Source organism: Pantoea eucrina, assembly GCF_001691555.1.
GTDB lineage: Bacteria > Pseudomonadota > Gammaproteobacteria > Enterobacterales > Enterobacteriaceae > Pantoea > Pantoea borealis.
On sequence record NZ_MAYN01000008.1, the window covers coordinates 153,694 to 166,412 of the forward strand.

At 56.0% G+C, this 12,719-nt stretch carries 11 protein-coding genes and 1 tRNA gene; 9 read left to right on the forward strand and 3 right to left on the reverse strand.

What is annotated here, in order from left to right:
* Positions 1-7 precede the first annotated feature (7 nt).
* Positions 8-83, forward strand: a tRNA-Trp gene (locus BBA90_RS06880).
* Between the two features lie 126 nt (positions 84-209).
* Here BBA90_RS06880 and hdfR read toward each other — a convergent pair.
* Complete coding sequence (gene hdfR, locus BBA90_RS06885; RefSeq protein WP_065648482.1) at positions 210-1,031, reverse strand: HTH-type transcriptional regulator HdfR; 822 nt, start codon at positions 1,029-1,031, stop codon at positions 210-212.
* A gap of 121 nt (positions 1,032-1,152) precedes the next feature.
* On the opposite strand from hdfR, the gene BBA90_RS06890 reads away from it, so the two are divergent.
* Positions 1,153-1,491, forward strand: coding sequence for a DUF413 domain-containing protein (locus BBA90_RS06890; RefSeq protein ID WP_065648483.1), 339 nt, complete (start codon positions 1,153-1,155; stop codon positions 1,489-1,491).
* Between the two features lie 28 nt (positions 1,492-1,519).
* Here BBA90_RS06890 and BBA90_RS06895 read toward each other — a convergent pair whose 3' ends face one another.
* A complete protein-coding gene (locus BBA90_RS06895; RefSeq protein ID WP_065648484.1) occupies positions 1,520-3,040 on the reverse strand; it encodes a YifB family Mg chelatase-like AAA ATPase in 1,521 nt (506 codons plus the stop codon).
* Between the two features lie 327 nt (positions 3,041-3,367).
* Here BBA90_RS06895 and ilvL point away from each other — a divergent pair, with 327 nt between their 5' ends.
* The 6 genes from ilvL (at position 3,368) to ilvA (ending at position 9,928) form a co-directional block, all read left to right on the forward strand.
* Positions 3,368-3,466, forward strand: coding sequence for an ilv operon leader peptide (ilvL, locus tag BBA90_RS18725; protein ID WP_071669254.1), 99 nt, complete (start codon positions 3,368-3,370; stop codon positions 3,464-3,466).
* 149 nt (positions 3,467-3,615) lie between these two features.
* Positions 3,616-5,262, forward strand: a complete 1,647-nt coding sequence (ilvG, locus tag BBA90_RS06900) for an acetolactate synthase 2 catalytic subunit (RefSeq protein ID WP_065648485.1) — start codon at positions 3,616-3,618, stop codon at positions 5,260-5,262.
* Positions 5,259-5,516 (forward strand): acetolactate synthase 2 small subunit, encoded by a 258-nt coding sequence (ilvM, locus tag BBA90_RS06905; protein ID WP_039381130.1) that lies wholly within the window; start codon positions 5,259-5,261, stop codon positions 5,514-5,516. Before ilvG ends, ilvM begins: the two co-directional genes overlap by 4 nt.
* A gap of 18 nt (positions 5,517-5,534) precedes the next feature.
* A complete protein-coding gene (locus BBA90_RS06910) occupies positions 5,535-6,464 on the forward strand; it encodes a branched-chain amino acid transaminase (protein ID WP_039381127.1) in 930 nt (309 codons plus the stop codon).
* A 61-nt stretch (positions 6,465-6,525) separates the two neighbouring features.
* Positions 6,526-8,376, forward strand: coding sequence for a dihydroxy-acid dehydratase (gene ilvD, locus BBA90_RS06915; protein ID WP_065648486.1), 1,851 nt, complete (start codon positions 6,526-6,528; stop codon positions 8,374-8,376).
* Between the two features lie 4 nt (positions 8,377-8,380).
* Positions 8,381-9,928: a threonine ammonia-lyase, biosynthetic gene (gene ilvA / locus BBA90_RS06920; protein WP_065648487.1), complete on the forward strand. Its 1,548-nt coding sequence runs from the start codon at positions 8,381-8,383 to the stop codon at positions 9,926-9,928.
* Here the strand turns inward: ilvA and ilvY are convergent, their stop codons facing one another.
* Positions 9,929-10,810, reverse strand: coding sequence for an HTH-type transcriptional activator IlvY (gene ilvY / locus BBA90_RS06925; RefSeq protein WP_065648488.1), 882 nt, complete (start codon positions 10,808-10,810; stop codon positions 9,929-9,931).
* 164 nt (positions 10,811-10,974) lie between these two features.
* On the opposite strand from ilvY, the gene ilvC reads away from it, so the two are divergent.
* Positions 10,975-12,450 carry a ketol-acid reductoisomerase gene (ilvC, locus tag BBA90_RS06930; protein ID WP_065648489.1) on the forward strand — a complete coding sequence of 492 codons (1,476 nt, stop codon included), beginning with the start codon at positions 10,975-10,977 and terminating at the stop codon, positions 12,448-12,450.
* Positions 12,451-12,719: the final 269 nt, after the last annotated feature.

Here is a 12,719-nt window from a genome sequence, read left to right on the forward strand (position 1 = left end):
CCTATTTAGGGGCGTAGTTCAATTGGTAGAGCACCGGTCTCCAAAACCGGGTGTTGGGGGTTCGAGTCCCTCCGCCCCTGCCAGAAAACAATCCTTTGCTTCGGCAAAGGATTTTTTTTGCCTGAAATTCAGGCTCCCTCTGCATCCATGCAAAAAATAAAGAGTCTGCGCCTGCTTTAATCGCTTCAGACCCTTCTCTGTCTTTTATCTCAATGCGCCAGAACCGGAAATTTAAGCAGCTGACGAATATGCGTTTGCTGATCGCTGTTCTGCAGCCAGACGGCATACAGCGGGCGCACCGCTACCGGTGTGTCAGGGATCAGTACAATATCGTCATATATTGCCTGCCAGGAATCGGGTAAAAAAGCACAGGCCCCGGTCGTATGTAACAGTTCTCGTGTGAGATGTGCTGATGTTGTTGTTAATACCGGAACGTCATCGCTGGACAAATAGCTTTCATGCTGATGAAAATCTGCCCCCCATTCCAGTTTTATATAATCATATTTCTCGCGCTTTTCTGTTTTACGCGCCCGGAACAGAGCAAGCGATATATGACCAATTTGCTGGCTGGTCAGCTCATCCATTTTTGGTGCTTCTGTCGTGATTAACAGATCAAGCTGCCGCTCGTGCAGCTGTTTAACCAGCAAATGACGCTGGGCAATACGGGCTTCCATATGCAGGCTCTCACGGTTCTCATAGAGCGTCTGGAGCCATGGCGTAAGATAAGCCTCCCACAGGGAAGCACTGGCCCCGATAGAGAGCTCATGGTGCTGCTGCGTATGCGAAACCTCTTTTTTTGCCATCAGCCAGGTACTCATCAGGCTTTCCGCATAAGGTAATAGTCGTTCACCTGCTGAAGTCAGGCGGATATTATTACGATGGCGGGTAAAAAGATTCACGCCCAGCTGGTTTTCCAATTGACGGATGCGAAAACTGACAGCAGATTGCGTAAGGTACAGCGCCTCCGCAGCGCGTCCAAAATGACGCGTTCTGCTCACCTCCAGAAAAGTTTTCAGTAATTCCGTATCCACACTATTCTCCCAAAATTTGTTTGTCGTACTGATTTAAATGTTTTGTTTTACACTCTGTCAAGCCTATCTAATACTCCGCGCCATAAATAGCACGGCCATATGAGAATCAGGAGCGTGTAAAATGGCGGAAAGCTTCGCAACAACAAATCGTTTCTTCGATAACAAACATTATCCACGTGGATTTTCACGTCATGGTGATTTCACCATTAAAGAGGCCCAGCTTCTGGAACGCCATGGATATGCCTTTAATGAGCTTGATCTGGCAAAACGCGAACCCGTAACAGAGGAAGAGCGCTCATTCCTTGAAGTGTGCCGCGGACAACGTGAGCCGCTGACCGAAGCAGAGCGCGTCTGGTCTAAGTATACCGCCCGCATCAAGCGTCCCAAACGCTTTCACACCCTCTCAGGTGGCAAGCCGCAGATGGATACGGTTGAAGATTTCAGCGACAGTGATGACTGATAAAACGGGGCTCTGAATGGCCCCGTTTTTATTCCAGCGTTTTATGCAGATAAATCATCAGACGATCGATGCTGCGATAGCTTACCGCTTCCTGCAGATGCGACCGTAATATCTGGGTTTCTCCGGCAAGATCGGTGATGGTTCTGGCCACTTTCAGGATGCGCTGCCACGCACGTACTGACAATCCCAGCGTATTCAGTATTTCTTCCAGCCACTCTGCATCAGCCTGGTTCAACACACAGTCTCGCGTAATCTCGGCATTAGTAAGATGGGCATTAATCTTGCCGGCGCGGGCCTGCTGACGTGCTCTGGCCGCCAGTACCCGTTCCCTGACCTGCGCAGTGCTCTCACCGGTAACAGTCTGCTGACTCAGCGTTCCGCCCGGCAGCAGCGGGATCTCAAGCGACAAATCAAAGCGATCCAGAAAAGGCCCTGATAACCGGCTGAGATAACGCAGTACCTGCTGTGGTGAACAGCGGTTGTGATTGCCCTGATAATGCCCGGTGGGGCTGGGGTTCATTGCGCCAATCAGCTGGAAGCGGGCAGGATAGGTCACTTTAGCCCGCGTACGGGAGAGGGCAATTTCACCTGACTCGATAGGTTCGCGCAGCGCATCAAGAACACGACGATCAAATTCCGGTAACTCATCCAGAAACAGTACGCCATTGTGCGCCAGGGAGATTTCACCCGGACGGGGTATTGAGCCTCCGCCAACCAGCGCGTAGAGAGAGGCGCTGTGATGAGGCGCCCTGAAAGGGCGCTTACGCCACTGAGCGCGCTGCCCGCCCGTAGTGACCAGGCTGGCAATGGCCGCACACTCCAGCGCTTCACTGTCGTCCAGCGGTGGCATAATGCCCGGCAGACGCGTCGCCAGCATTGTTTTACCTGTACCGGGCGGCCCGAGCAGCAGGAGATTATGTCCGCCTGCGGCGGCAATCTCCAGCGCACGCCGTCCCTGCTGCTGACCAATAACGTCACGCAGATCCTGCAGAGGCTCCGTGGCGTCTTCAGTAGCGGCCTGTGCCACCCTGAGCATGGTCTGATTATGCAGAAAAGCGCATATTTCACTCAGGTGCACGCCGGTCAGCGTTTCCCCCTGCTGAATTAACCCCACATCCTGTTGATTTTGCTCGGCAACAATCATCTGACGGCCGGCCCTGAGCGCTGCCATCGCGGCCGGAATCGCAGCCTGCACGCCACAGAGCGCGCCGTTAAGGGCAAGCTCACCCAGGAACTCATAACGCGCAAGTTTATCTCCTGGCAGCTGCTCTGAGGCTGCGAGAAGCGCAATAGCAATCGGCAGATCGTAGCGGCCTCCCTCTTTGGGCAGGTCGGCAGGTGCAAGATTAATAGTGATACGTTTAGCCGGAAAGCTGAACCCACTATTAATGATGGCGCTGCGTACCCGTTCGCGTGCCTCCTTAACCGTGGTTTCAGGCAGGCCGACCAGCGTCAGCGCGGGCAATCCGTTACTGATATGGACCTCAACAGTGACCAGCGGCGCTTCAATACCCAGTGCCGCACGGGTCAGAACTTTAGATAAAGACATCACTCCTCCTTGTTGCCTCTATCTTTGCCCGTTAGCACGCTATCTGCGATGCCTGGTATACCTTTTTGCCTGCTTTATTCCGCATTTTCCTGCGTTTTTCCACTGGTTTCACTAACAATGAGCGCTCGCTTCCGCTAAACGGCGTGCAGTTACGTGCCGGGCGTAATGAATATTTATCACAAATCTGAATAACCTAGTTTTTACAAGGTGATAACGATAATTACATCCCGACCACGGAAAATTGGCTGATGAAAATTATTGTAAATGACCTGCTAACTATGATAACTCTGTAGGCATTACTTCGAACAAGCGAATAAAAGACAACGTATGAAAGCCCTTCTATCCGTGATTAGCCTAGTCGTGATTAGCGTGGTGGTGATTATTAACCCACCGTGCGGGGCTGCGTCTGGAGAAAGAAAGGCTTAAAAATCAAGTCTGAAATCTCAAAAACCCCCGCACCGAAAGGTCCGGGGGTTTTTTTTTGACCAGACAAACTATCAGCTGATTAGCGAGGAGCAGATTATGAGCAGTAGCATAAAATTCTGTTGTTCTCACAGGATTACAGGAGAATAACCATGACAGGTGCACAATGGGTAGTTCAGGCATTACGCGCGCAGGGCGTTGATACCGTGTTCGGTTATCCTGGCGGCGCTATCATGCCCGTGTACGATGCGCTATATGATGGCGGCGTAGAACATCTGTTGTGCCGTCATGAGCAGGGTGCGGTGATAGCCGCTATCGGCTATGCCCGAGCCACGGGTAAAACCGGCGTCTGCATCGCAACCTCCGGTCCGGGCGCCACTAACCTGATCACCGGCCTGGCGGATGCGATGATGGATTCTGTGCCCGTAGTAGCCATTACCGGACAAGTCTCATCCGCTGTCATGGGCACCGACGCTTTTCAGGAGATTGACGTCCTCGGGCTGTCGCTGGCCTGCACCAAACACAGTTTTCTGGTGGAGTCGCTTGACGATCTGCCTTCAGTAATGGCCGAAGCCTTTGCTATCGCGCAGTCGGGACGTCCGGGGCCGGTGCTGGTTGATATTCCAAAAGATATCCAGATTGCCAGCGCGGAACTGACGCCCCATCTGCTGCCGGTTGAGGAGACGCTTTCCCATTCACCGCAACACATTGATGACGCTCGCGCCTTAATGGCACGTGCAGCAAAACCCGTGTTGTACGTTGGGGGCGGCGTGGGCATGGCGCAGGCGGTTCCGGCGCTGCGTGCCCTGGCTGCAGAAAGCGGGATCCCGGTGGTCTCGACCCTGAAAGGACTCGGCTGCGCAGAGAGCAGCAGCGAGCTCTATCTCGGTATGCTCGGCATGCACGGCACTAAAGCGGCTAACCTTGCCGTACAGTCGTGCGATTTACTGATTGCAGTAGGTGCCCGCTTTGATGACCGCGTGACCGGCAAGCTGGATACCTTTGCGCCGCATGCCAGCGTCATTCATATCGATATCGATCCGGCGGAGCTGAACAAACTGCGCCGTGCCCACGTTTCGCTGCCGGGCGATCTCCGGCAGATATTGCCCGCGCTGAGCATGCCACTGCAGATTGATGCATGGCGTAATGAAGTCCGTGCGATGAAAGCGGAATTTAGCTGGCGCTACGATCACCCAGGCGACGCGATTTATGCGCCGTTGCTGCTGAAGCAGGTTTCCGATCGCAAGCCGGACAGTACCATCGTGACCACCGATGTGGGTCAGCATCAGATGTGGACGGCGCAGCATATGGCGTTCAGCGCGCCGGAAAATTTCATCACCTCCAGCGGTCTCGGCACCATGGGGTTTGGCCTGCCAGCGGCCGTGGGTGCGCAGATTGCCCGTCCTGATGACACGGTGATCTGCGTTTCCGGTGACGGTTCCATCATGATGAACATTCAGGAGCTGGGTACCATTAAACGCAAACAGCTGCCGGTAAAAATTCTGCTGCTGGATAACCAGCGGCTGGGCATGGTGCGCCAGTGGCAGCAGCTGTTTTTCGATGGCCGCTATAGCGAGACCACCCTGACTGATAACCCCGATTTTCTGATGCTGGCCCGCGCATTTGATATTCCAGGCCAGCGTATCAGCCGTAAAGATGAAGTTGACGCCGCGATTGATGCTCTGCTGAACAGCGAAGGACCTTATTTCCTGCATGTTTCGATTGATGAGCATGAAAACGTCTGGCCACTGGTCCCGCCGGGTGCCAGCAACGCAAACATGATGGAGAAAACCGTATGAATCAGCATCAGTTATCAATTGAAGCCCGTTTTCGCCCGGAAGTGCTGGAGCGCATTTTGCGCGTTGTTCGCCACCGTGGCTTTCAGGTCTGCGCAATGAATATGGGCTCCGCCAGCAATGCAGACAACATTAATATCGAAATGACCGTTGCCAGCCAGCGCTCAGTCGATTTACTGTCTTCTCAGTTACGCAAACTTTTGGATGTCGCCTGTGTCGAGATCCAGCAGCAGACAACACAACAAATCCGCGCTTAGTCGCCAAAGGACATAACGATGAGTACGAAGAAAGCAGACTTTATTTGGTTCAACGGAGAAATGGTTAAGTGGGAAGACGCAAAAGTCAGCGTTATGTCTCACGCACTGCATTACGGTACTTCGGTGTTTGAAGGCGTACGCTGCTACGACTCGCACAAAGGCCCGGTAGTGTTCCGTCACCGTGAACATATGCAGCGTCTGCACGACTCCGCGAAAATTTATCGTTTTCCGATCAAGGCCAGCGTCGATGAGCTGATGGAAGCCTGCCGCGAAGTGATCCGCGTTAACAATCTGAAGAGCGCCTATATCCGTCCGCTGGCGTTTGTCGGCGATGTGGGCCTGGGTGTTAACCCGCCGGACGGTTTTACCACTGACGTTATCATTGCGGCTTTCCCGTGGGGAGCCTACCTCGGTCCGGAAGCGCTGGAGCAGGGTATCAATGCCATGGTCTCCTCGTGGAATCGCGTGGCCCCTAATACGCTGCCTACTGCGGCCAAAGCAGGCGGTAACTATCTCTCCTCTCTGCTGGTGGGCAGCGAAGCGCGCCGCCACGGCTATCAGGAAGGGATCGCGCTGGATACGCAGGGCTACATCTCCGAAGGCGCGGGCGAAAACCTGTTTGAAGTTAAAGATGGCATTCTGTTTACGCCGCCGTTTACCTCTTCCGCTCTGCCGGGCATCACCCGCGATGCAATCATCAAACTGGCACACGATCTCGGTATCGAAGTGCGCGAACAGGTACTGTCACGCGAGTCGCTCTATCTGGCCGATGAGATCTTCATGTCAGGCACCGCTGCGGAAATCACCCCGGTGCGCAGCGTTGACGGCATTCAGGTCGGTGAAGGCAAGCGTGGTCCGGTGACCACCCGAATTCAGAAAGCGTTCTTTGGCCTGTTTACCGGCGAAACCGAAGATAAGTATGGCTGGCTGGATCAGGTTAATCCGTAACAAGACAGCAACGCGGGGGCAGCAGCGCCCGCGTCATTTTTCAGACTGGAGTAAATAGAGCATGCCTAAGTACCGTTCAGCCACCACCACCCACGGCCGTAATATGGCGGGTGCCCGTGCCCTGTGGCGCGCCACCGGAATGACCGATGATGATTTCGGCAAGCCGATTATTGCGGTAGTGAACTCATTCACACAGTTTGTACCGGGGCACGTGCACCTGCGCGACCTCGGCAAGCTGGTTGCAGAGCAGATTGAAGCAGCGGGCGGCGTGGCAAAAGAGTTCAACACCATTGCGGTAGATGATGGTATCGCCATGGGGCATGGCGGCATGCTGTATTCACTTCCGTCACGTGAGCTGATCGCCGACTCCGTAGAGTACATGGTCAACGCCCATTGCGCGGATGCGATGGTCTGTATCTCCAACTGCGACAAAATCACCCCGGGAATGCTGATGGCGGCACTGCGCCTCAACATTCCAGTGATCTTTGTCTCCGGCGGCCCGATGGAAGCAGGCAAAACCAAACTCTCCGACCAGATCATCAAGCTGGACCTGGTGGATGCCATGATTCAGGGTGCGAACCCAAACGTCAGCGATGCCGACAGTGAACAGATTGAGCGCTCAGCCTGCCCAACCTGCGGCTCCTGTTCCGGAATGTTCACCGCTAACTCCATGAACTGTCTGACTGAAGCGCTGGGCCTGTCGCAGCCGGGCAACGGCTCGCTGCTGGCCACACACGCCGATCGTAAAGCGCTGTTCATCAATGCGGGTAAACGCATTGTGAGCCTGACCAAACGCTACTACGAGCAGGATGACGTTAACATGCTGCCGCGTAATATCGCGACCAAAGCAGCGTTTGAGAACGCCATGACGCTGGATATTGCCATGGGCGGCTCCACCAATACCGTACTGCATCTGCTGGCAGCGGCGCAGGAGGGCGAGATCGACTTCAATATCTCCGATATTGACCGCCTGTCACGTAAAGTCCCGCAGCTGTGTAAAGTGGCACCCAGCACCCCGAAATACCATATGGAAGATGTGCACCGCGCCGGCGGCGTAATCGGTATTCTTGGCGAACTGGATCGGGCTGGCCTGATCGACACCAGCGCGCGCAATATTCTGCAGCAGACAATGCGTGAGACGCTGGATCAGTACGACATCATGCTGACGCAGGACCAGGCCGTAAAAGATATGTTCCGCGCCGGCCCGGCGGGCATCCGCACCACGCAGGCGTTCTCGCAAAGCTGTCGCTGGGACACGCTGGATGACGATCGTGCTGAGGGCTGTATCCGTACGCGCGAACACGCCTACTCACAGGATGGCGGCCTGGCGGTGCTGTACGGCAACCTGGCAGAAGATGGCTGCATTGTTAAAACGGCGGGCGTCGATAAAGAGATCCTGACCTTTAAAGGGCCGGCGAAAGTCTACGAAAGCCAGGATGATGCCGTTGAAGCGATCCTGGGCGGTAAAGTGGTGGCAGGCGATGTCGTCGTCATTCGCTATGAAGGGCCAAAAGGCGGTCCGGGTATGCAGGAGATGCTCTATCCCACCACCTACCTGAAATCGATGGGCCTTGGCAAAAGCTGCGCGCTGATCACCGACGGACGCTTCTCTGGCGGCACATCCGGCCTCTCAATCGGCCATGCCTCGCCGGAAGCGGCGAGCGGCGGCACCATTGCGCTGGTGAAAGATGGTGACCTGATTGAGATCGATATCCCGAATCGCGGCATTAAATTAGCGGTACCGGATAACGAGCTGCACGCCCGCCGTGAAGAAGAAGCTGCGCGCGGGGAAGCTGCGTGGACGCCGCACAACCGCGAACGTCAGGTCTCTTTTGCGCTGCGTGCTTACGCCTCACTGGCGACCAGCGCAGATAAAGGCGCGGTACGCGACAAGTCGAAGCTGGGAGGCTGAGGGTATGGCTGAGTCTCAACCCCTTTCCGCGTCGCCCGACGGCGCGGAGTACCTGCGCGCCATTCTGCGTGCGCCGGTTTATGAAATTGCGCAGGTGACGCCCCTGCAGAAGATGGAGAAGCTCTCATCAAGGCTGGGCAATACTATTCTGGTGAAGCGTGAAGATCGGCAGCCGGTGCACAGCTTCAAGCTGCGCGGTGCCTATGCGATGATCGCCGGATTAAACGAAGAGCAGAAAGCGCGCGGCGTGGTGACTGCCTCTGCCGGTAACCATGCGCAGGGGGTTGCGCTCTCAGCCAGCACGCTGGGACTTAAATCGCTGATTGTCATGCCGGTCACGACGGCTGACATCAAAGTCGATGCAGTACGGGCGTTCGGTGGCGAAGCGTATCTGTTTGGTGCCAGTTTTGATGAAGCCAAAGCGAAGGCGATTGAGCTGGCGGAGCAGCAGGGTTACACCTTTGTGCCGCCGTTTGATCACCCGGCGGTGATTGCCGGACAGGGCACGCTGGCGATGGAGCTGCTGCAGCAGGATGCGCATCTCGATCGCGTCTTTGTCCCGGTTGGCGGAGGCGGGCTGGCAGCCGGAGTCGCGGTACTGATCAAGCAGCTGATGCCGCAGATCAAAGTCATTGCGGTTGAGTCTGAGGATTCTGCCTGCCTGAAAGCTGCGCTGACGGCAGGTGAGCCGGTGGATCTGCCGCGCGTCGGGCTGTTTGCCGAGGGCGTGGCGGTGAAACGCATCGGCAGCGAAACCTTCCGGCTCTGCCAGGCGTATCTCGACGACATCATCACCGTCGACAGCGATGCCATCTGTGCGGCGATGAAAGATCTGTTTGAGGATGTGCGCGCAGTGGCGGAGCCCTCAGGTGCGCTGGCGCTGGCGGGCATGAAAAAGTATATCCAGCAGCACGACATCAAAGGTGAGCGTCTGGCACACGTGCTGTCGGGCGCTAACGTCAACTTCCACGGTCTGCGCTATGTCTCTGAACGCTGCGAGCTGGGAGAGCAGCGGGAAGCGCTGCTGGCGGTGACCATTCCTGAACAGCAGGGCAGCTTTCTGACATTCTGCCAGACGCTGGGCGGCCGATCGGTTACGGAGTTCAACTACCGTTATGCGGATGCGGACAGCGCCTGCATCTTTGTCGGCGTGCGCCTGACGCGCGGTCTTGAGGAGCGCAGCGAGATCATCAGCCAGCTTACGGAAGGGGGCTACCAGGTGGTGGATCTCTCTGATGATGAGATGGCCAAACTGCACGTGCGTTATATGGTTGGCGGGCGTCCGTCAAAATCGCTGCGCGAGCGGCTTTTCAGTTTTGAGTTCCCGGAAGCGCCGGGCGCACTGCTGAAGTTTCTGCAGACGCTGGGTGCGCACTGGAATATCTCACTGTTTCACTACCGCAGTCACGGCACCGATTTTGGTCGCGTGCTGGCGGCCTTTGAAGTGAATGACAAAGAACCCGATTTCGAAACCCACCTTACGGCACTGGGTTACGAGTGGCACGATGAGGCGAATAACCCGGCTTTTCGTTTCTTCCTCGCCGGGCAGTAATCAGAGCAGGTGCCAGAACGCGTGAATCAGCGGCTCCCCGAGCCGCTTTTTTTGTACGCAAACGCCCAGCTTCAGCGGCGCTACTGACTCCACGCCCTCCAGCGTCATCACCCGGTTTCGCACCGGCTCAGGGCTGTTCTCCAGTACCACATCCGGCACCAGCGCAATTCCGCAGCCCAGCGCCACCATCGAGATAATCGCCTCATGACCCGCCACCGTGGCGTAGATCTGCGGATTAGCGAGACGATAGCGCCGGAACCAGAGATCGATACCGCGCCGCGCCGGCCCCTGATCCGGGATAATAAACGGGATCTGTGACCAGTCGGGCTGCGTCTGCGTGGCCTGACTGCGTACCGGGCAGGGCAGCGCCGGCGCAATCAGCACCAGCGGGATCAGTCCCAGCGGCGTAAAGCCGATGCTGGCGGGCAGCGATTCCGGCCGGCCGGCGATGGCCAGATCGGCCTCACCCGACTGCACCATCTCAATGGCGTCTGCTGCGTCGCCGGTCGTAAGCTTGATCTCCACCTGCGGATGTTCAGCACGAAAGCGATCGAGAATCGGCGGCAGATGGCTGTACGCGGCGGTCACCGAGCAGAACAGACGCAGCTCACCGCTTAGTGAGGGGCCGTTGAGATCCATGACGTGACGCAGCTGCTGATACTGCAGCAGCGTCTGCTGGGCAAACTGGCGCAGACGTTCACCCGCTTCCGTCAGCGTCACGGTGCGGTTATCCCGCAGAAACAACGCATGACCGACATCCTCTTCCAGCCGCTGGATCTGGCGCGACAGCGTAGAGGGGCTGACGTGCATGGCGCGTGCCGTGCGGCCAAAATGGCAGCTTTCCGCCAGATGCAGAAAGAGTTTTAAATCGCGTAAATCCATCCGGGATCTCCTGACATTCTGTATTGCAAAAATTGCAATGTAACGTTGTTAATATATCAATTTAAGCAATGGATTTCCTGTCATATGATGGGGTCATTCGCGGCGCTGAAGCAGGCGCCGTTACCAGACAATAATGCAAACACAACATCGATGCGGAGTACCCCATGGCTAACTACTTCAACACATTAAACCTGCGCAATCAGTTAGCGCAGCTGGGCAAATGTCGCTTTATGGCGCGCGATGAGTTCGCCGATGGCGCCAGCTTCCTGAAAGGTAAAAAAGTAGTGATAGTGGGTTGTGGCGCACAGGGCCTGAACCAGGGTCTGAATATGCGTGACTCCGGACTGGACGTGGCTTATGCGCTGCGTGCAGAAGCGATTGCGGAAAAGCGCGCCTCGTTCCGCAAAGCAACAGAAAACGGCTTTAAAGTGGGCACCTATGAAGAGCTGATCCCGCAGGCAGATCTGGTGGTTAACCTGACGCCAGACAAACAGCACTCCTCTGTTGTGAAAGCGGTTCAGCCCCTGATGAAAGATGGCGCTGCGCTGGGCTACTCGCACGGCTTTAATATTGTTGAAGTGGGCGAAACCATTCGCAAAGATATCACCGTGGTGATGGTGGCACCGAAGTGCCCGGGTACTGAAGTACGCGAAGAGTATAAGCGTGGCTTTGGCGTTCCGACGCTTATCGCTGTGCATCCGGAAAACGATCCGAAAGGTGAAGGTATGGCCATCGCGAAAGCCTGGGCAGCGGCTACCGGCGGTGACCGTGCGGGCGTGCTGGAATCCTCCTTTGTGGCGGAAGTAAAATCGGACCTGATGGGTGAGCAGACTATTCTGTGCGGCATGCTTCAGGCGGGTTCGCTGCTCTGCTTCGACAAGCTGGTGGCTGAAGGGCACGATGTCGCCTACACCGAAAAACTGATTCAGTTCGGCTGGGAAACCATCACCGAATCGCTGAAGTTTGGCGGCATTACTCTGATGATGGATCGTCTCTCTAACCCGGCAAAAATCCGTGCGTATGCGCTTTCTGAGCAGCTGAAAACCATTATGGCGCCGCTGTTCCAGAAGCATATGGATGACATCATCTCGGGTGAATTCTCGTCCGGCATGATGGCTGACTGGGCAAACGACGACAAAAACCTGCTGACCTGGCGCGAAGAGACCGGCAAAACGGCGTTTGAAAACGCGCCGCAGTTTGAAGGCAAAATCGAAGAGCAGGAGTACTACGATAAAGGTGTCGTCATGGTCGCAATGGTAAAAGCGGGCGTTGAGCTGGCGTTTGAAACCATGGTAGATGCCGGCATCATTGAAGAGTCTGCATACTATGAGTCGCTGCATGAGCTGCCGCTGATTGCCAATACCATCGCGCGTAAGCGCCTGTATGAGATGAACGTGGTGATCTCCGATACCGCCGAGTATGGCAACTATCTGTTCTCATTCGCGGCCGTGCCGCTGCTGCAGGAGTTCATGACCACGCTGCAGCCAGGCGATCTGGGTAAAGCGACGGAAGGCACTCAGGTTGATAACGCGCAGCTGCGTGACGTTAATGAAGCGATTCGTCAGCATCCGATTGAAACCGTTGGCCGCAAACTGCGTGGCTATATGACCGATATGAAACGTATCGCGGTAGCTGGTTAAATCTTCCGCCCGACAATTTTCAGCCTCATCAAACCCCGGCCTGCCGGGGTTTTTTATTGCGCAGAACAGCGCCCGGGCACAACGAGCCGCATAAATGCGGCCCCTACCGCGATACATACTGCAGAGGCGCCGCACCACCCGTAGGGGTGCCATTAATGGCGCCCTGGCTCAACGGGCCGCATAAATGCGGCCCCTAACCGCGATACATCCTGCAGAGGCGCTGCACCACCCGTAGGGGCGCCATTAATGGCGCCCTGGCTCAACGGGCC

Bases quoted from the DNA above. Each gene is read 5' to 3' on its own strand.
- BBA90_RS06890 (WP_065648483.1), top strand. From the start codon at position 1,153: ATGGCGGAAAGCTTCGCAACAACAAATCGTTTCTTCGATAACAAACAT.
- BBA90_RS06895 (WP_065648484.1), bottom strand. From the start codon at position 3,040: ATGTCTTTATCTAAAGTTCTGACCCGTGCGGCACTGGGTATTGAAGCG.
- ilvL (WP_071669254.1), top strand. From the start codon at position 3,368: ATGAAAGCCCTTCTATCCGTGATTAGCCTAGTCGTGATTAGCGTGGTG.
- ilvG (WP_065648485.1), top strand. From the start codon at position 3,616: ATGACAGGTGCACAATGGGTAGTTCAGGCATTACGCGCGCAGGGCGTT.
- ilvM (WP_039381130.1), top strand. From the start codon at position 5,259: ATGAATCAGCATCAGTTATCAATTGAAGCCCGTTTTCGCCCGGAAGTG.
- BBA90_RS06910 (WP_039381127.1), top strand. From the start codon at position 5,535: ATGAGTACGAAGAAAGCAGACTTTATTTGGTTCAACGGAGAAATGGTT.
- ilvD (WP_065648486.1), top strand. From the start codon at position 6,526: ATGCCTAAGTACCGTTCAGCCACCACCACCCACGGCCGTAATATGGCG.
- ilvA (WP_065648487.1), top strand. From the start codon at position 8,381: ATGGCTGAGTCTCAACCCCTTTCCGCGTCGCCCGACGGCGCGGAGTAC.
- ilvY (WP_065648488.1), bottom strand. From the start codon at position 10,810: ATGGATTTACGCGATTTAAAACTCTTTCTGCATCTGGCGGAAAGCTGC.
- ilvC (WP_065648489.1), top strand. From the start codon at position 10,975: ATGGCTAACTACTTCAACACATTAAACCTGCGCAATCAGTTAGCGCAG.